Source organism: Methylobacterium frigidaeris, assembly GCF_022179185.1.
Lineage (GTDB): Bacteria > Pseudomonadota > Alphaproteobacteria > Rhizobiales > Beijerinckiaceae > Methylobacterium > Methylobacterium frigidaeris.
This window is the reverse complement of the sequence record NZ_BPQJ01000039.1, coordinates 31,858-51,952: the sequence shown is the minus strand read 5'-3', so window position 1 is coordinate 51,952 and position 20,095 is coordinate 31,858. Positions and strand designations below refer to the sequence as shown.

Genomic DNA, 20,095 nt, shown 5'->3' with positions numbered 1-20,095 from the left:
GCTTCTCAGCCCCGCCGCAGCACGCGGCGCCAGACCACCGACCAGACCTGCTTGAGCAAGGCCTCGGGGGTGAGGGCGCGGCGCGCCAGTTCCGGATCGCCCTCGGCGAGGCGCTGCACGAGCACCTCGGGCGGGCAGGGCAGGCCGGTGCGCGGGTCGACGTAGCGCGGGTAGAGAATCAGGGCGCCGGCCACCAATTCGTCGAGCGTCAGGCGGCGGGTGCGGCGGGCGCAGCCCGGATCCTCGGTCAGGCCCCAACCGGCGTAGAAGGGCAGGCCGTGGGTGGTCACGGCCTTGCCGCGCAACAGCGCCTCGAAGCCGATCAGCGAGGTCACGACCTCGACCCGGTCCGCCGCCTCGATCGCATCGATCGCCGAGACGTCGCGCAGGACCACGTCGGCATGGGCGGCGAGCTCGTCCGGCGGCACCCAGCCGGGCCTCAGGCCCGCCTCGACGTCCGGATGCGGCTTGAAGGCGATCACGGCACCGGGATTGCGCTCCCGGGCGAGGCGCAGGAGCGCGGCATTGCCCGAGACCGTGGCGCCGCCGAGGCGGATCGAGGCGTCGTTCTCGACCTGGCCGGCGACCAGCACCACCGGGCCCGGCCGCGGCATCGGCGGCAGCGCGGCGCTGCCGACATTGTACTTGCTCACCCGCGCCTCGACCACCGCCTGGCGCAGGGCGGCCGCCCGGGCGAGGAGATCGGCCGGGAAGGTCCCGGTCTCGAGCAGGTGCTCGAGGTCGCTGGGACCGGTGGCATCGTAGTAGACGCCGGTGGCGTCGAGGACGTGCGAGGCGCCCGGCCGCAGGGCGACCCCGAGGCCGATCGAGCGCAGGAAGCCGTCCTCCATGCGCAGCAGCGGCACGCCCGCCTCGCGGCAGGCCGCCTCCGTCCCGGCCGGCATCCGGCTGGCCCAGGTCACGACGCGCCGGACCTCCGACAGCTCGCCCGCATTCACCGGCGCGTCGCCGCGGCGCACCACCGGGCGGCTGCCCGGCGCCGACAAAGTCCTGGTGATCCAGTCCCGCTTCCAGGCCGAGAAGCCGACGCAGAGGGTCGGCACCGCGTTCTCGCGCCAGCGCGACGCGACGAGGTCGAGGATCGCCACCGCGTCCTCGAACCGGGCGGGCGCCCCCGTATAGGGGTCGAAGTAGCGCGAGCAGACCAGGTAGGCGGCGGCGAAGACGTCCGCGGCTTCACGCCGTCGGGTGCGCCGCGGCAGGTGCAGCCGGTCGTGGGTGAAGCCCCAGCCGGCGTAGAAGGGCAGGCCGAAGCAGGTCACGGGCGTGCCCGCGAGCGCCGCCTCGAAACCGGCATGGGCCGAGACGACGTAGACGCGGTCGCATCCCTCGGCCACCGACCAAGCGGTGACGGGGTCGCTCACCAGGCGGGCGCCGGCCGCCTCCGCCGCCGCCGCGTCGATGTGGCCGCGCCGGCCGATCCTGGCGGCCGGATCCATCACCACCAGGCGCTCGGCCTCCGGCGCATCGGCGGCCGCGGCCGCCAGCATCGCCGCGAAGGCGCTGGCCCCGGCGAGGCCGAACCCGACCGTCGGGTCGCCGACCGCCTGATCGACGATCACCACGCGCCGATGGGTGGCGTCCGTCCGCGCCGGCAGGTCGCGGCGGCGGGGATCGTTGTCGAGGCTGAGCCTCCCCTCGCGCAGGCGCGCGATGCCGGCCCGGGCGCGGGCGAGAAGCTCGTCCGATTCCCAGCCGCCCTCCTCGAGCATGACCTCGAGCTCGCTCGGAGCCGTGGCATCGTAATGGATGCCGAGCCCGTCGATGATGTAGCTCAAGGCGCGCTCGGGACGGGCGTCGCCGAGCCGCAGGAAGCCCTCGTCCCAGCGGTCGCTCAGGCGCACCCGCCGCGAGGTCGGCTCGCTGCCCAGGCGCCGCGAGCGCCGTGGACCGGGCCCTTCCGACTCCGACGGCAACCGGGGCCACAACCGCTTCAGCTTGCCGCGATCCATCCGCCTCTCACTCACTGCGGACCGTGCCGCCCCGGCCATGCAACCTGGAGCAGGGCCCGTTCCACATCGCCCCGGCCCCGTCAAGCGGGCGCTCCGCGCGCAAGATCCGGGGCTTCAACGGGCCGGGGCCTGTGGTGCACCGGTTTTCCTTAAAGTGGATCTGGTTTTCAGTCCCGGGCCGACCAGATTTTTTCGCGACCCGACGGGGACCGCCGTGCTACAGGCGCGGGCCGTGCCGCCGCGTTCCGATCCCTCGGGAGAATCGCCTTTGCCCGTCATCCTGATCACCGGGGCCTCGAGCGGCATCGGCGCGGCCCTGGCGCAGCATTACGCCGCCCCCGGCACCACCCTGATACTGAACGCCCGCGGAGCCGAGCGCCTGGAGGCGGTGGCCGAGACCTGCCGGCGCAAGGGCGCCGCGGTCGAGACCCGGGCGCTCGACGTGCGCGACCGGGACGGCGTGCGGGCCTGGATCGACGACGCGGCCGAACGGCTCGGCCTCGACCTCGTCATCGCCAATGCGGGGGTCAATGGCGGCCATCCGGAAGGCGGGCTCGAGACCGAGGAGACCGCCTTCCTGGTCCTCGACGTGAACCTGATAGGCGCCCTCAACGTGGCGTTGCCGGCCGTCGCCCTCATGGCCGCGCGGGGCAAGGGCCAGATCGCGCTGATCTCCTCCCTCGCGGCCTACGCGCCGCTGCCCGACGCGCCGGCCTATAGCGGCACCAAGGCGGCGCTCCTCGCCCACGGCCTCGCTCTGCGCGAGAAGCTGGCGCCCAAGGGCGTGCGGATGAACGTGGTCTGCCCCGGCTACGTGAAGACCGCGATGGGGGCCGATTACGAGGGCTGGCGCCCGCTCGAGATGAGCGCCGAGGCCGCCGCCAAACGCATCGCCAAGGGCCTTGCCCGCGACGAGGCGGTGATCGCCTTCCCGGCGGCGCTCGCCGCGGCGGCGCGGGGCGCCGCGCTGATCCCGGAATCCTGGCGCCGCCTCGGCATGCGCGGCTTCAGCTTCCGGATGAGCGAGCGCCAGCAGCGCTGACCCGATTCTTGTCGCGGAGACGGTAGCCCGGTGCGGATCGCCCTGTTCACCCTCGAGGCCCTGCCCAACGCCCGGGCGGTGCGCCGCTTCGTGGCCGACCACGCCGAGCGGATCGCCTTCGTGGGCCTGTCCGATCCCGAGCGACCGAGCACCGGCGGGCTGACCGGCCAGGTGCGGCGCCACCTCGCGCGCTCCGGGCCCGGCTTCCTGCCTTACCTCGCGGTGAATTTCGGCCTGCCCGACCTCGCCCGGGGTCTGGCACCGGCGACGCAGGCGCTCGCCGGCAGCCGCGACGTGCCGGAGGCCACGCCCCTGCGGACCCTGTGCCGGCGCCTCGGCCTGCCGCACGCCACGATCACCGACGTGAACGGACCGGAGACGACCGGGCACCTGCGGGACTGCAGAGCCGACCTGATCCTGTCGTTCCACTTCGACCAGATCTTCGACGCTGCGACCCTCACGGCAGCCCCGAAGGGCGGGCTCAACGTCCATCCCTCGCTGCTGCCGCGCCACCGCGGCCCGGTACCGACCCTGCACGCGCTGCTGGAGGACGGGCCGAACTTCGGGGTCACGGTGCACCGGCTGGCGCCGGAGATCGATGCCGGCGGGATCCTGGCGCAGCAGGCCGTGTCGCTGCCGCCGGAGGTCACCGCTTCGCGAGCTGCCGTGCTGCTGCACGAGGCCGGGCGACCGCTGCTGGAGGAGGTGCTGGCCGAGGCCGGGCGGACGGGCGCCCTGCCGGAGGGGCGGAGCGTCCCGGTCCTGCCCTATTGCGGCTTCCCGACGCCGGCGCAGCTGCGCGACCTGAAGCGGCGAGGAAGGAAGCTCGTCGATGCCGGCGACCTGCGGGAGGCGTTGAGCCTGTCCCTCAAGCCGCAGGTGCTGGTCTGAACGAGATCACACCGCTCATCCCACCCGCGACCTCATCCTGAGATCGCCGGTGGGATTGAGCGAGGACCACGACACGGCCCCGTCCCGGGGCTATGCAACCCCGCGGCGACGAGGCGCGGTCACGCCCGTCGCGACATCAGCCGCTCGACCAGCGAGCCGCCCTGGTTCAGCTCGTCCAACTCATCGGCGAGCACCGTCACGGTCTCGCGGATCTGCTCGGGCGTGTGCTCGGAGGTGATGAAGAAGCGCAGGCGCGACGAGCGCTCCGGCACCGCCGGGTGGATGATCGGCTGCACGTTGATGCCGCGCTTGAACAGCCGATCGGACAGGGTCACGGCTTTCAGCGAATCGCCGAGGATCACCGGGACCACGGCGAGGCCGAGGCTGGTGCCGGTGTCGAGGCCGCGCTCGCGGGCGGTTGCGAGGAAGAGGGCGCCGTTGCGGCGAAGCCGCGCCACCCGCTCCGGCTCGCGCCGCATGAGCGCCAGCGACGCGGTGGCGGCAGCCGCGAGCGGCGGCGACAGGCCGACCGAGTAGACGAAGCCGCCGGCGGTGCATTTCAGCAATTCGACCAGCGCCGCGGCGCCCGCGATGTAGCCGCCGCAGGAGGACAGCGTCTTCGACAGCGTGCCCATCCAGATGTCGACGCTGCCGGGGGGCACGTCGCAATGCTCGTGCAGGCCGTGGCCGTCCTGGCCGAGCACGCCGAGGCCGTGGGCGTCGTCGACCATCAGCCAGGCGCCGTAGCGCTCCTTGAGGGCGACGACGCCGGCGAGGTCGGGGGCATCCCCGTCCATGCTGTAGAGGCCCTCGATCACGATCAGCGCCCGGCGGTGCTCGTGGCGCGTCGCGTGCAGCAGGGATTCGAGGGCCTGGAGGTCGTTATGGGCGAAGCTGCGGCGCTGGGCGCCCGACAGCTGCGCGCCGGTGACCACGGAGTTGTGGATCAGGGCGTCGTGATAGATCACGTCGCCGGGCTCCAGCAGGGCCGCGATCGTCGCCACGTTGGTGGCGTGGCCGCTCACCATCACCACGCAGGCCTCGGTGCCGTAATGCGCGGCGATGGCCTTCTCGAGGGTGAGGTGGCCCGGGCGCTCGCCGGCGACGATCCGGCTCGCTGAGGACGAGGTGCCGTAGGTGGCGAGCGCAGCTTGCGCCGCCGCGTTCACCTCCGGATGGCCGTTGAGACCGAGGTAATCGTAGGACGAGAAGTTGGTGAAGGCGCGCCCGTCGATCCGCGTCGTGGCGCCGGCCTTGGCGTCGTGCACGCGGAAGAACGGGTTGCCGAGGCCGATCAGGTCGGCCGCGGAGCGCTGGAGCTTCAGCTCCTTGTAGGCCGGCAGGCTGTCGAAGCTCTGGGCCTGGGCGAGGGCGGGCTTGGGCGCCGGACGGGCCGCCGCGGGACGGACAGGAGCCTTGCCGAGGCGGGCGGCGACGAAGCCCGCCAGGGCCTCGCGCCCGCCCGCTCCGTTGGAGGATCCACTGCTCATGAGGTGATGACCTTGATGTCCTGGCTGTTCTGTTCGACCAGCACCTGAAGGGACTGCAGCGCCTCGGCGTCGACCGCCTCCGCACCGCCGTGGCGCTGCGACAGGCTGAGCACCGCCGCCGCGCTCTCGTCGACCGGGGCCGCCACCGACTGGATCAGGGTGTCGGCGAGTTCGGTCACGGTCTGGCCGCTCGACACGCCGGAGGGCGGCGCGTCGAGGCCGAAGCGCTCCTGCAGGCTCGCGCCGAGTTCGACGCCCATCAGCGAGTCGAGGCCGATCTCCGAGAGCTGGCGCACCCGGCTGATGTCGTCCTTCGGCAGGCGCAGGATGCGGGCGATGTCCTCCACGATGGCGTCGGCGACGGTCTTGCGGACGTCGTCGAGGTCGTGGGCACGCAGGAGACCCGCGATGCTGATCGCGGCCTGTCCGCCGGCTTCCGCCTGCTGCTCCGAGCCGAGGCTGGCATAGCTCGGGGAACGCAGGGTCGCGAGGCGTTCGCGCGCCTTGCCCCAGTGCATCGCCGCGATGGCGATCACCGCGTCGTCCGGCGCCGCACCCTGCATCCCCAGAGCCTCGGCCATCAGGTCGAGGGACTTGCGGGCATCGACCGGGGTCACGCCGACCCGGCCGGCGAGCGTCTCCATCACCGCCTTGTTGCGGGCGAGCACGCCCACGTCGCCGATGGCGCCCCAGGCCACCGCCAGGGCCGGCAGGCCGAGGCGGCGGCGCTGGCGGGCCAGGCCCTCCATGAAGCCGTTGGCGGCGACGTAGGAGCCCTGGCCCGGATTGCCGATGAAGGTCGTGGCCGAGGAGAACAGCACGAAGTAGTCGAGCGCCCGGTCGCGGGTGAGCGCGTCGAGATGGCCGGCGCCGATCACCTTGGGGGCGATCACCGCCTCGAGGGCGGCCGGATCGAGATTCGCGATCAGGCCGTCCTGCAGCACCATCGCGCCGTGGATGATGCCGGCGAGCTTGACGCCCTTGGCCTCCACGCGCTCGATCAGGCGCTGCACCGCGGCGCGGTCGGTGATATCGCAGGATTCCACCTGGACCGCGACGCCGCGGGCGGTGAGATCGGCGATCGCCGAGAGCGCCGCCTCGCCCGTAGGCGCCTTGCGGCCGACGAGGGCGATGTGGCGCGCCCCCCGGTCGGCGAGCCAGCGCGCCGCCTCGATGCCGAAGCCGCCGAGCCCCCCGGTGACGAGGTGGACGCGGTCGGGCGCCACCACGAAGGGCTTCGTCGTCTCGGCCGGGATCGTGCCGGCCTTCGGCGGCGCGATCACGATCTTACCGACGTGACCCGATTGCTGCATCAGCCGGAACGCGTCGGAGACCTCCTCGGCCGCGAAGGGCTGGTAGGGCAGCGCCTTCAGGCTGCCGTCGGTGAAGAGCGCCATCACCTCGCGGAACAGCCGCTTGCCCTCTTCCGGCTGGAACTGGAGCAGCTGGTCGAGGTCGACGCCGAAATAGGACAGGTTCCGGCGGAACGGCCGCAGGCCGATATGAGTGTTGGCGACGTAGTCGCGCTTGCCCAGCTCGACGAAGCGCCCGAAGGGCTTGAGCGCGTTGAGGCTGCGCTCCATCGCCTCGCCGAACAGGCTGTTCAGCACCACGTCGACGCCGTCGCCGGTGATGCGGCGGATGTCGTCCACGAAGGCGAGCGAGCGGGAATCGAGCACGTGCTCGGCGCCGAGGGCCTTGACCAGCGCCCGCTTCTCGTTCGAGCCGGCGGTGGCGATGACCCGGGCGCCGCGCATCCGGGCGATCTGGAGCGCCGCGAGGCCGACGCCGCCGGCGCCGCCATGGACCAGCACCCACTCGCCGGCCTTGAGGCGGGCGAGGGTCACGAGGCCGTAATAGGCGGTGAGGAAGGCCACCGGCGTGGTGGCGGCGGCCTCGGACGACAGCCCTTGCGGAGCCGCCGCCACGACCATCTCGGGCACCACGATGTGGGTGGAAAAGCCCGACTGGGCGAAGGCCACCACCCGGTCGCCGGGCTTGAACGCGGTCACGCCCGCACCCACCGCGGCGACGCGGCCGGCGCATTCGAGGCCGAGCCGCGGGCCGGCGAAGCCGTCCTCGAGGATCTCCTCGGGCAGCATCGAGAGGGCCCAGAGCACGTCGCGGAAGTTGAGGCCGGTGGCCTCGACCGCGATCTCGATCTCGCCCGCACCGGGAGCGGCGCGCTCGGCCGGGCCCCAATGCATCTCGTTGAGGCCGCCCGTCGTGCTGCGCTCGAGCCGCGCCGCCGGGGCCGCGGGACCGGAGCGGCGGGCCGGCCGCGCGCCTTGCGAGAACCGCACGACCCGGGTGCGGTCGTCGTCGACCACGATCTCGGTCTCGGGCGTGCCGGACAGGATCAGGTCGCGCAGGCGCTCGGCGGCGCGCTTCGAGGGGATCGCCGTCGAGAGGTCGATGCGGCGCACGTCGAGGCTGGCGACCTCGTTGGCGAGGGTCCGGGTGAAGGCCCAGACACCGGCCTCGACGCCGCAGGCGAGCCCGCCGCGGTCGCGGGTGGCGCCGGGGCAGACCACCCAGAGCCGGGTCTGGCGGCTGCCGAGATGCTCGACGCAGCGCTTGAGCCCGAGGCAGCGCTCGCGCAGCCGCTCGGCCGGTTCGCCGCCGCGGTTGAAGGCGCCGGCGAGGTAGACCACCGTGTCGGGCGTCTCGCGCTCCAGCTCGCGTAAGGAGGCCTCGGAATCGAGGATGATCGAGACGTGGACCCCGCTCGCCACCAGGAGGGTGGCCAGCGACGAGGCGGTCTCGGCCGCGAACTCGTCCTCCGAGCCGATCACGAAGGCGAAGGTCTGGCCGGCGGCGGCCTTCGGCCGGGGCGGGGCTTCCGCCAGCAGCAGGAGATCGTTGCCGTTGCGGGTGACGGCGCGGTCGGCCGCGACCTTGACGAGGCCGACGGCGCTCAACGAGCGCTGCCAGCCCGCCACGTCGTCGAGGCGCCCGACCGGTACGTCGCCGGCGGTCTCGAACCAGCCCGAGGTGAGGCCGAACACCATGTCGCGGAACAGCGAGGCGCCGGGCTCGACCGCCGCGAACAGGCCGCCGGCCGCCAGCGACGCCGCGAGCGGCGTCAGGAGGTCGCGGGAGGCACGGTGGAGCACGTCGCTCGCCAGCACCGCGTCGAAGGCGGCGAGGCCCAGCGTCGCCGGATCCTCGACGATCGTGACGCCGGAGGGCAGGGCGAGGCGGGCGCGCTCGGCGAGGCGCCGGTCGGCCTCGAACACCGTCAGGCGCGCCTCGTGCAGGCCGGCCCAGGTCGCGACCTGGGCCGAGAGCGGCCCGAACCCGACCTGGAGCAGGCGCAGGGCCCGATCCCGGGGCAGCAACGCGGCGCTGTCGGCGAGGAGCCGCATCACCGCGTCGGCCGAGGCCCGCACGGTGGCACCGCGGAGCGAGAACGCGTCGAGGGCCGCCTGCGGCAGGGACGGGGCCTCCGAGAGGGTCCCGGCCAGGATGCGCGAGACCACGGCGCCGAGATCGGCGCAGAGCAGCAGCTCCGCCGACAGCTCCGGATGGTCCGCCGCGATCCAGCGCATGATCTCGTCGGGCTCGGGGAGCGTCACATCGGCGCGCAGGCGCCAGCGCCCGTCGCCCGCGGCGTCCGCGAGGCCGCTCACCTCCAGGGCCAGGAGCTGGTTGACGAGCCAGGGCCGCAGAGCCGCCGGCAGCCGGCGCGAGGCCGCAACGTCGACGACGCCGCCGACGGCCAGACCCCGGGCGAGCCGGTCGGCGAGCGAGGTCGCCCAGCCTTCGAGCAGCATGTGGCCGGCCCCGAGGGCCGCCTCGCCGGTCGCCGTGACCGCGCCGGCCTGCCGGCGGACCAGGGCCGCGATGGCGGGCTGCGGCTCAAGGGCGATCGCCGTCGGCTCGGTGGCGAGCTCGGTGAACTGGCGGATCGCGAAGGCGTCGAGGTCGTTGCCCGCCTTCATGCGCAGGGCCTGGAACCGGCCCTCGCGCAGGGTCGCGATCACCTCGCCGGCCTCGTCCACCAGGGTGAAGTCGGCCAGGATGCTGCGCTCGTTGCAGCGCCGGGTGCGGATCACCGCCCGGGCGATCGCCGCGCCGGGGCGCACGAGCCGGATCTCGCCGAAGCGGATCGGCACGTAGGCCCGGCTCGCCGCCTCGCCGAGGAGGTCGGCGAAGAGCAGGATCAGGCCGTGGAAGCAGGAATCGAGGCGCGCGGGCACCAGGCCGTAGCGGGCATTCGCCTCGGCCGTCAGGAGGTCGGAGACGATGGTGGCGTCGTCGAGCCGGGCGCTCCGGGCGACCTGCCGGAAGGACGGGCCGAAGCCGAGGCCGGAGGCCCTGGCGCGGGCGTAGAGCGCCTCGCCCTCGACTGTCGTCTCGGAAGGCAGGGGCGCCACGTCGCGGCCGGTGAGGCGCGCCGGCGGCGGCGTCTCGCCCTCGACCAGCTTGGCGACGGCGTGGAGCTGCCAGGGCGCCTGGCTCAGGCGCGGCCGGGACAGGATCTGCACCAGATTGGCGCCCGGCGCGAACCGGGACAGCACCTCGCGCACCGAATCCTCGGCGAAGACCATCGGCTGCTGGATCTCGAGATCCGCCAGCGTCACGCTCTCCGAGCGCACGATCTCGCGGCCGACCGCCAGCGCCATCTCGGCGAAGCCGGCGCCCGGCAGGATCGCCTGCCCGTCGATGCGGTGGTCGTCGAGCTCGGGCACCGTGGCGACGTCGAGATGCGCCAGCCATTCCAGCCCGTCCGGACCCTGGCGGGCGCCGATCAGCGGGTGGTAGGGCCGGGCGCTCGCCGGGTTCGTCGCCTCGGTGGTCTCCGGCAGGCGGAAGACCTTGCGCTGCCAGGGATAGTGCGGCAGCGCGACGCTGCCGGCCGGGTCGGCGCCGAAGGCGACCGACTCGTCGACCGCGGCACCCGCGGCGAGAGCCGACGCGAGCGCGCGCCGGAACGGGTCGGCCTCCAGGGTCTTCTTCGGCAGCACGCCGACCGTGGCGCCGTCGAGGCCGAGCGGCTCGAGGCAGTCGCCGATATGGGGCAGCAGCGTCGGGCGCGGACCGACCTCGACGAAGATCCGGGCGCCTCCTTGCGCCGCGGCCTGGACCGCCGCGCTGAACCGCACCGGCTCGCGGATGTTGCGCCACCAGTAGCCGGCATCGAAGGCGGTGCCGTCGAGCACGTCGCCGGTCACCGTCGAGGCGAGGGGCACGGTGCCCGCAGAGGGCTTGAGCCCGGCGAGGTCGCGCCGCAGGGGCGCCTCGATCGGGTTCATCAGCCGGCCATGGAAGGCGTAGTCGAGGTCGAGCTTGCGGCCGCGGCGGCGCTTGCGCGCGAGCGCCTTCATGGCGGCCTCGATCGCCGCCACGGGACCCGCCACCGTCACGGCCTTCGGGCTGTTATAGGCGGCGATGTCGAGCTCGGGGAAGTCGGCGAGGAAGGCCTGCACCTCCTCGACCGGGGCGAGGAGCACCGCCATGGTGCCAAGCCCGCGGGTCGCCTCCTGATGCTTCGAGCGGTAGAAGATGACCTTCACCGCCTGCTCGAGGGTCAGGATGCCGGCGGCCTCGGCGGCGCCGATCTCGCCGACCGAGTGGCCGACGATCGCGGTGGGCGTGAGGCCGACGGCGCGGAGCGCCGCGGTGGAAGCGGCCTCGATGGCGAAGATCAGCGGCTGCGACACGCTGGTGAGGGCGAGCCGCTCCTCCAGGTCGTCGGCGAAGAGCGCGTCCTTCAGCGACCACCCGGCGAGCGGCCGGAACAGGGCATCGGCCTCGTCGAAGCGGGCGCGGAAGACTGGGTTCAGGGAATAGGCGTCCCGGCCCATCCCGGCCCACTGGCTGCCATTGCCCGAATACACGAAGGCGACGCCGCCGGCGCGCTCGACCGCGGTGGCGACCACCGCCGCCGGAGTCTCCTCGCCCTCGGCGACGCTGCGCAGCACCTCGGCCACGCCCTCGCTGCCGAGATCGCGCAGCGGGATCGCGGCGCGGACCGGCAGGCGCTCGCGGCGATGGGCCGCCGCCGCGGCGACGCGGGCGATCTCGGCCGCGTCGGCCCCGTCGAGGCGGGCGGCATAATCCTGGGCGAGGTCGGCGAGCGCGGCCTTGGTCTGGGCCGAGACCAGCAGCACCTCGGGGGCCGGCGCCGCCGAGGGTGCCGGGGCCGCCACGGGCGCCGGGTCGGTCAGGATGACGTGGGCGTTGGTGCCGCCGAAGCCGAACGAGTTCACGCCGGCGAAGCGCTCCTTGGCCGTGCGGGGCAGGGGGCGCAAGCCGCGGTTGACCGCGAGGTTCAGCTCGTCGAACGGGATCGCGGGGTTGAGCTCGGCGCTGTGCAGCGAGGGCGGCAGCAGGTCGTGCTCCAGCGCCAAGCTGGCCTTTAGCAGGCCGGCGAGACCGGAGACCGGCTCGGTATGGCCGATATTGGTCTTGATCGAGCCGATCGGCAGGGGTGTGGAGCGGCCGCGGCCGAGCTTGCCGCCGATGGCGCCGGCCTCGATCGGGTCGCCCACCGGGGTGCCGGTGCCGTGGGCCTCGACGAAGGCGATGGAATCGAGGGAAACGCCGGCCTCGCGGTAGATCTCGTCGAGGAGCGCTCCTTGCGCGTAGCCGGAGGGCAGGGAGATGCCGGTGGTGCGCCCGTCCGAGTTGACCTTCGAGGCGGCGATCACGCCGCGCACCGTGGCACCGTTGCGGGCGGCGGCACGCGCCGATTGCAGCACCAGGACGACGCCGCCCTCGGCACGCACGTAGCCGTCGGCGCTCGCCGAGAAGGCCTGGCACAGGCCGGTCCGCGACAGCATCGAGGCGTTGGAGAACGACACGAAGTTGAACGGGCTCACCAGCAGGTTGACGCCCGCCACGACCGCCGTGTCGATCCGCCCCGAGGCGATCGCCGCGACCGCGGCGTCGAGGGCGACGAGGGACGACGAGCAGGCGGTGTCGAGGGTGAAGCTCGGCCCCTTCAGGTCGAAGATGTAGGAGATGCGGTTCGACAGGATCGACAGCGTGTTGCCGGTCGCCGCGTAGGCGTCGCCCGAGGCGGCGTCGAGCACCCGCAGGTTGCCGTAATCGAGCGAGGAGGCACCCACGAACACGCCGATCGGGCTGCCGGCGACTGCCGACGGTCGCAGGCCGGCGCTCTCCAGCGCCTCCCAGGTCAGCTCCAGCAGCAGGCGCTGCTGCGGGTCCATCTGCTCGGCCTCGCGGGGCGAGATCCCGAACACCGAGGGATCGAACGACCAGGGATCGTCGATGACACCGGCGGCCCAGGTGTAGCTCTTGCCCCGCTCCTGCGCCCGGGGGTGGCCCATGCGCTCCAGGGACCAGCGGTCCTCCGGGATGCGCGAGACGGCGCACCGTCCCTCGATGAGCATCTGCCACAGGCTGTCGACGCCAGAGGCGCCCGGAAGCCGGCAGGCCCGACCGATGATCGCGATGTCAGGACGCTGTGTCACGTTCGATTCGCTACACGCTCATTTACGGAGGACCGGACGCGACGGCGCCGCACCCGGGCAATTCAACCCAACCCATAGTATGAGGCCCGCGCCGCGCCAACCCCGGAACGGCACCACCCGCCCCGATGAAGCAAGACTTGGCCCAAGTGTGACATCCCTTCATCAGTCAAAGTCCTGCCGAGCGACAAGGCACAACGCCTGCACACGCGACACAACACTGTCATCGGAAAGAAATGCGGGGCCTCACAGACCATCCGGTTGAGCTTGACGCGATCCAGGCGGGGCCGGGGCGCGCCCGATGCGTTAGACCCGATGAATCGGGTCGCAATGGGGCAGACCGGCGCGGGAACCGCCCGCGCGAGCGGTTGCGGTCAGAATGCCTTGAAGGTGATGATGGTGCGGGTATCCTGGATATCCGCGATGGTCTGCACGTGCTCGGCCACGAAATGCCCGATATCCACACCGTCATCGACGTGGAACTTCGCGAGCACGTCGTAATGACCGGCCGTGGAGTAGATCTCGGAGGCGATTTCGCGGTCGGCCAAGGCGCTCGCCACGGTGTAGGTCTTGCCCAGGCGGCACTTGATCTCGACGAAGAAAGTCTGCATCGGCTGGCTCCCGGCGATCGGTGGAGTTTCGTATCGGAAAATTCTCAACGGTGCATCGCGCGGTCTCGTGCCCGCGACGGCACCGCTGCGCGTCCCGGCGTCTCATGCCCGATCAGGGCCGCCCGACGCTGGCATAGGTGAAGCCGTGCCGGCGGGCATCCTCGGGCCGGTAGACGTTGCGCAGGTCGACCAGCACCGGCTCGGCCATCGCGCCGTGCAGGCGCCTGAGGTCCAGCGCCCGGAACGCGTCCCACTCGGTCACGATCACGAGAGCGTGCGCTCCTTCGGCGCAGGCATACGGGTCGGCGGCGTAATCCACACCGGTCAACAGGGCGCGCGCCTGCTCCACCCCCTCCGGGTCGTAGGCCACCACCCGGGCGCCCGCATCCTGCAACCCGGCGATGATCGCGAGCGAGGGCGCCTCGCGCATGTCGTCGGTGTTCGGCTTGAAGGTCAGCCCGAGCAGCGCGATCCGCTTGCCCCGTACCGGACCGCCGCAGGCCGCCACCACCTTGCGGGCCATGGCGCGCTTGCGGCTGTCGTTGACCGCCACCACCGTCTCGACGAGCCGCACCGGGGAGCCGGCATCCTGCGCCGTCTTGACCAGGGCCAGGGTGTCCTTCGGGAAGCACGAGCCGCCATAGCCGGGGCCGGCATGCAGGAACTTGCGGCCGATGCGGTTGTCGAGCCCGATGCCGCGGGCGACCTCCTGCACGTCGGCGCCGACCTGCTCGCACAGGTCCGCGATCTCGTTGATGAAGGTGATCTTGGTGGCGAGGAAGGCGTTCGCCGCGTACTTGGTCAGCTCGGCGGTGCGGCGGCTCGTCACCAGGATCGGCGCGTGGTTGAGGTAGAGCGGGCGGTAGAGCTCGCTCACCACCGCGGCGGCCTTCGGGTCGTCGGCGCCGATGACGACGCGGTCCGGGCGCTTGAAGTCGGAGATCGCCGCGCCCTCGCGCAGGAATTCCGGGTTCGAGGCGACCGCGATGGCGATCCCGGGCCGGGCCTCGCGCACGATGCGCTCGACCTCGTCGCCGGTGCCGACCGGCACGGTGGACTTGGTGACGACGACGGTCGGCCCGGTGACGGCGGCCGCGATGTCGCGGGCCGCCTGGTGGACGTATGAGAGGTCGGCGAAGCCGTCGCCGCGGCGGGACGGCGTGCCGACCGCGATGAAGACGGCGTCGGCGCCGGCGACGGCCTCGGCGAGGCTGGTGGTGAAGGCGAGGCGGCGCTGGCGAACGTTCTCGGCGACGAGCGCGTCGAGGCCGGGCTCGTAGATCGGGATGCGGCCGTCCTTCAGGGCGGCGATCTTCTCCGGCGCGGTGTCGACGCACACGACCGTATGGCCGAAATCCGCGAAGCACGCCCCCGAGACCAGGCCGACATAACCCGCCCCCACCATCGCAACGCGCATCTCACGTCCTCCCGGCAGCGGCGCGGCCCGGCGCCCGCGCGCATCGCTGTAGCGTTGCAGTGCAAAACGGGCAACGGTGGCGCCGTCACCAGAGGCGGAACAGCGCCTTCGCCCGGGCGAGGTTCGGGTTGTAGTAGGGATCGTTGCGCAGCTCGGGCCCCCAGCGCTCGGTCATGGTGGCGACCTCGGCCTCGAAGCGGGCGCGCTTCTCGGGCGTGTCCTCCTTGCCGCGGCTCTTCGATTCGTGGTGCGTCAGGGCGGCGTGCGGCGTCCAGATCACGCTGTAGCCGGCCTTCCGCACCCGCAGGCAGAGGTCGATGTCGTTGAAGGCCACCGCCAGGCGCTCGGCATCGAAGCGGCCGACCGCCTCGAACACCTCCCTCCGGATCATCAGGCAGGCGCCGGTGACCGCCGAGACCTCCTGGGCGATCACCATCCGGCCGAAATATCCCGGATCGTCGGGCCCGATATCCGGGTGGCTGTGCCCGGCCACGCCGCCGACGCCGAGCACGACGCCGCCATGCTGGAGCGTGCCGTCCGGATAGGACAGCTTGGCGCCGACGGCTCCCACTGCCGGCTCGACCGCGATCGAGGCCATCTCGGTGAGCCAGCCCGGTTCGGCGATCTCGATGTCGTTGTTGAGGAACAGGAGCAAGGGCCCGCTCGCGGCCGCGGCGCCGTCGTTCGACAACCCTGAGAAGTTGAACGGGCCGGGCCGCGACAGCACCCGCACCCGCGGATCGGCGGCAGCCTCCGCGAGCAGCGCTTTGGCCGCGGGCTCGGTGCTGCCGTTGTCGACCACCACGACCTCGATGTCGGGATAGTCGGTCCCGGTCAGGAGCCCGTCGAGGACGACGCGCAGCAGCTCGGCGCGGTCCCTGGTCGGGATGACGACCGAGACGCGCGGGGCCGGATCGGGCAGGGCGCGCACCAGCCGGTTGAAGCCGAGCGGCCCCCGCTCGACCCGGTGCGGCCAGCCGCGCCGCGCCACCAGTTCCTCCAGGGCCCGCAGGCGCGCCGCCTCGGCCCGCGCCAGGAACGCGTCCGAGAAGGTGCCGGAGCCGATCGCGGTGCGCCAGTGATAGAGGATCACCGGCAGGTGGCGGACGCGGGCCGGATCGAGCCGGTCGCTCAGGCGCAGGAGCAGGTCGTGGTCCTGGCTGCCCTCGAACCCAGGGCGCAGGCCTCCCACCGCCTCGACCAGGCTGCGGCGCACCACGGTCAGGTGGTTGAGGTAGTTCTGGCCGTAGAGCAGCTCGGGGTTCCAGTCGCCCTTGAAGTGCGGCTCGAAGCGCCGCCCGTCGGCGTCGATCTTGTCCTCGTCGCTGTAGATCAGGTCGAGGTCCGGCTCGCGCCGGACGGCTTTCGCCACTTCGTACAGGGCATGGGCCGGCAGCACGTCGTCGTGGTCCATGAAGGCGACGTAGGCGCCGCGCGCGAGCCCGAGCGCGGTGTTGGTGGCCGCCGCGATGTGGCCGTTCTCGGGCCGGCGCGCGACGCGGATGCGGGGGTCCTCCGCGCTAGCCCGGGCGAGCAGGCGCGGCACCGCCGGATCGGTCGAGGCGTCGTCGGCGATGCAGAGTTCCCAATGCGGGTAGAGCTGGTCGCGGACCGAGCGCAGGGCCTCCTCCAGCACCCTCACGCCCGGATTGTAGACCGGCATCACCACCGAGAGCAGCGGCGGATCGCGCCACTGCGCCACCTCCGCCGCGATCCGGGCGCGGTCGGCCTCGCTCAAGCTGTCGAAGTGGCGGACCCAGGTGTCGTAGCCGGTGAGCCCCGGCGGCACGAGGGCGCGGGCGAGGCGGTGCTGCGAGCGCACCCTCTTGCCGACCGAGCGCCAGAACAGGGCCTGCGCGGTGAGGACCGGCCGGCGCAGGGCCGCCCGGCCGACAAGGGCGAGGCGGCTCCGCACCGTGACGGTGAACTCGGCGATGCTCAAGCCCGCCTCGCCGAGCATCGGCGTGAGCGTCAGGGCGGTGGTGCCGGCGGGCAGCCGCCCGAGCCAGGTGAAGCGCCCGTGGCCGAAGGCGCGCTCGGACAGGCTGGTGCCCTGCGGCCCCTCCGGCCCGTCCACGACCGCATTCAGCTCGACCCGGCTGAAGGCGCCGTGGTTCTCGTCCTTGAAGGCGATGGACACCCAGCGCCCGCCAAGCCCGAGATCCGCCACGTCGAGGCGCAGGCCTTGCGTCCCGAATTCGAGCCGGAGGCGGGCGAAGTCCCGCGCGACGACGCGCCCACGCCCGAGGTGGAGCGAGGCGCGCAGGGGGGTGCGAGGGGGGGCGGAAGGGGAAGGGGTCTGGGCTGTCACCTGTCCTCGCGCCTCCGGCGTCCGCCGGATGACGGCGCCATCATCGTCAATAAAATCAATTGGTTAGATCGATCTGTGCGGCCGACCGTGTAGCAGGGGGGCGGCGCGGCTGGCAAGGTCTATCCCCGCGTCTGCGGGGAACACGTCAACGAGGCGCTCCACATCCTGGCCACCCGCGATTCATCCCCGCGCCTGCGGGGAACACCCGGTCTACGCGGTCGGCTGCGACGAGTTCAGCGGTTAATCCCCGCGCCTGCGGGGAACACAGGATTGCCGGCGTAGTCGAGTTCGCGTGGCCCGATTCATCCCCGCGCCTGCGGGGAACACCTACACAAGGGAGCCCGCGCTTAAGCCGATTTGGGTTCATCCCCGCGCCTGCGGGGAACACTGCCGCGTCGCGTGGAACTGCGGCTCCTCCGGCGGTTCATCCCCGCGCCTGCGGGGAACACGGTTTGCTCCGCGCCCGCCTCGGGCCGGAGCGCGGTTCATCCCCGCGCCTGCGGGGAACACGACGGCCCGGCCGGCGACCAGTTCTCCTATGCCGGTTCATCCCCGCGCCTGCGGGGAACACGCGTCAAGGTACTTGGACTGGAGCCCAAGCGCCGGTTCATCCCCGCGCCTGCGGGGAACACCGATGCCGCGCGTCGCACGAAGTCCCGAACAGCGGTTCATCCCCGCGCCTGCGGGGAACACTTTCTCTGTCTCGGTCCCAATCGCTATCGCGGCGGTTCATCCCCGCGCCTGCGGGGAACACGAGTTCGAAGGGGCAGCATCGTTGTCCGGCGCGGGTTCATCCCCGCGCCTGCGGGGAACACCGCCAGCGATCGAAGCCGGAACGGCCGAGAACCGGTTCATCCCCGCGCCTGCGGGGAACACACGGCTATGCCGCGACCGGCATAGTGACGGTACGGTTCATCCCCGCGCCTGCGGGGAACACAGATTAGTGATCGGCTGGATGATGCGTATCAACGGTTCATCCCCGCGCCTGCGGGGAACACGAGGCCCGCTATCGGGAGCTGAACTGCGTCGCCGGTTCATCCCCGCGCCTGCGGGGAACACAGGACGATGGGGGTGGAGAGCGAGACGACGAGCGGTTCATCCCCGCGCCTGCGGGGAACACATCCGGCAGCGTAACGAACAGGCCCTGCCGACCGGTTCATCCCCGCGCCTGCGGGGAACACCCCTGCCCGAACAACGTCATCAAGGCCGAGCGCGGTTCATCCCCGCGCCTGCGGGGAACACACATCGTTGCAGATCCAGAATCGTAGCAAGGGCGGTTCATCCCCGCGCCTGCGGGGAACACGTCGTGGTCGGTCTTCACTCGGCGGCCTGCAGCGGTTCATCCCCGCGCCTGCGGGGAACACTTGCGCGCCTTGGCTTCCGCCGCGCGCTTGGCCGGTTCATCCCCGCGCCTGCGGGGAACACATGATGAGCGTGCCGAGCCGGTCCTCCTGGTCCGGTTCATCCCCGCGCCTGCGGGGAACACGTTGTCTCATTGGGCGGCGATCCACGCTATACCGGTTCATCCCCGCGCCTGCGGGGAACACACGTGATAGCGATCATCAGCAGCGCGAATGACCGGTTCATCCCCGCGCCTGCGGGGAACACGCTTCCAGGTTGATCACATCCTGCCGGATGCCCGGTTCATCCCCGCGCCTGCGGGGAACACGCGGAGAGCATAACCCGCGCATCCTGCCGATACGGTTCATCCCCGCGCCTGCGGGGAACACTGCCGGTACACGGCTAGCGAATGGAAAGACTACGGTTCATCCCCGCGCCTGCGGGGAACACCCTCTCCAGCACCGTAGCAATGGCATTCTGGCCGGTTCATCCCCGCGCCTGCGGGGAACACGCCGCGCAGTAGGCGTTAGCCTCGCGCTTGCCCGGTTCATCCCCGCGCCTGCGGGGAACACCATCATCCGGAGAAGGCCACCGGCCTCACCGCCGGTTCATCCCCGCGCCTGCGGGGAACACCTGCAGGCCCTCGCGATGCCCGACGTGCTCTACGGTTCATCCCCGCGCCTGCGGGGAACACGTCTCGTATTCGGGCGTCGCATCCCAGTACGCCGGTTCATCCCCGCGCCTGCGGGGAACACCTGTTTGAGGCCGGTCATACTGCGCCTCCGACCGGTTCATCCCCGCGCCTGCGGGGAACACTGGCGGATATACCACCCGGAATGGGGCTGAGGCGGTTCATCCCCGCGCCTGCGGGGAACACGCCAGAATGAGCGAGATCCTGAGCGACGTTGGCGGTTCATCCCCGCGCCTGCGGGGAACACTCGGAGGTGTGGCACCACTCCGCCCAGAGATCCGGTTCATCCCCGCGCCTGCGGGGAACACTTTGCCATCATCGGCACACCAGAGGCGGCGAGCGGTTCATCCCCGCGCCTGCGGGGAACACACCGGGCCTTACAACTTCTGGACGGGCCTGTACGGTTCATCCCCGCGCCTGCGGGGAACACATCTTCACGGACGGGTCTGGTAACACGAAGACCGGTTCATCCCCGCGCCTGCGGGGAACACCGGGGCGAGCCGGGCTCAATGCGCGGAGAACGCGGTTCATCCCCGCGCCTGCGGGGAACACTTGCCTAGATAGAGCGGGCTATTGTCTGGGGCCGGTTCATCCCCGCGCCTGCGGGGAACACGAGAGCGGCCTGCCCCACCTGGCCCACCTCGGCGGTTCATCCCCGCGCCTGCGGGGAACACGGGAGGGGAAGCTCTAACCTCCCCTCCGCGGGCGGTTCATCCCCGCGCCTGCGGGGAACACTGTCCGGCCTGCTCCTCGAGGCGCCCGATGCGCGGTTCATCCCCGCGCCTGCGGGGAACACGGCCGCTTGATCGTCCCCGTCTGCGGCAGCCGCGGTTCATCCCCGCGCCTGCGGGGAACACGCAACCGGGCGCGGGACGCCGAGTCGGATCCG

General features: G+C 72.2%; 8 protein-coding genes and 1 CRISPR repeat array (1 of these 9 cut by a window edge). Of the genes, 2 read left to right on the top strand and 6 right to left on the bottom strand.

The genetic code is table 11. The annotated features are described in order from the left end of the window. Positions 1-5 precede the first annotated feature (5 nt). Positions 6-1,973, bottom strand: coding sequence for a capsule polysaccharide biogenesis protein (locus MFF64_RS28085; RefSeq protein WP_238192909.1), 1,968 nt, complete (start codon positions 1,971-1,973; stop codon positions 6-8). 268 nt (positions 1,974-2,241) lie between these two features. On the opposite strand from MFF64_RS28085, the gene MFF64_RS28080 reads away from it, so the two are divergent. Continuing rightward, positions 2,242-3,015: an SDR family NAD(P)-dependent oxidoreductase gene (locus tag MFF64_RS28080; RefSeq protein ID WP_099908715.1), complete on the top strand. Its 774-nt coding sequence runs from the start codon at positions 2,242-2,244 to the stop codon at positions 3,013-3,015. Positions 3,016-3,045: 30 nt separating this feature from the next. Further along, the gene (locus tag MFF64_RS28075) at positions 3,046-3,906 is read left to right on the top strand and encodes a formyltransferase family protein (RefSeq protein ID WP_099908717.1); all 861 of its coding nucleotides are present in this window, start codon (positions 3,046-3,048) and stop codon (positions 3,904-3,906) included. A gap of 119 nt (positions 3,907-4,025) precedes the next feature. Here the strand turns inward: MFF64_RS28075 and MFF64_RS28070 are convergent, their stop codons facing one another. The 5 genes from MFF64_RS28070 to MFF64_RS28050 all read right to left on the bottom strand — a co-directional run bounded on the left by MFF64_RS28070 (position 4,026) and on the right by MFF64_RS28050 (position 17,045). Beyond that, complete coding sequence (locus MFF64_RS28070; protein WP_099908719.1) at positions 4,026-5,396, bottom strand: aminotransferase class I/II-fold pyridoxal phosphate-dependent enzyme; 1,371 nt, start codon at positions 5,394-5,396, stop codon at positions 4,026-4,028. After that, the gene (locus tag MFF64_RS28065; protein WP_099908721.1) at positions 5,393-12,838 is read right to left on the bottom strand and encodes a type I polyketide synthase; all 7,446 of its coding nucleotides are present in this window, start codon (positions 12,836-12,838) and stop codon (positions 5,393-5,395) included. Before MFF64_RS28065 ends, MFF64_RS28070 begins: the two co-directional genes overlap by 4 nt. Positions 12,839-13,209: 371 nt before the next feature. After that, a complete protein-coding gene (locus tag MFF64_RS28060) occupies positions 13,210-13,446 on the bottom strand; it encodes an Lrp/AsnC ligand binding domain-containing protein (RefSeq protein ID WP_048426071.1) in 237 nt (78 codons plus the stop codon). A 112-nt stretch (positions 13,447-13,558) separates the two neighbouring features. Further along, complete coding sequence (locus tag MFF64_RS28055; protein ID WP_099908724.1) at positions 13,559-14,863, bottom strand: UDP-glucose dehydrogenase family protein; 1,305 nt, start codon at positions 14,861-14,863, stop codon at positions 13,559-13,561. An 85-nt stretch (positions 14,864-14,948) separates the two neighbouring features. After that, on the bottom strand, positions 14,949-17,045 hold the full coding sequence (locus MFF64_RS28050; protein ID WP_238192913.1) for a glycosyltransferase family 2 protein: 2,097 nt from the start codon (positions 17,043-17,045) through the stop codon (positions 14,949-14,951). A 244-nt stretch (positions 17,046-17,289) separates the two neighbouring features. Then, positions 17,290-20,095: a CRISPR direct-repeat array (repeat unit 29 nt; unit sequence CGGTTCATCCCCGCGCCTGCGGGGAACAC) (it continues 700 nt past the right edge of the window).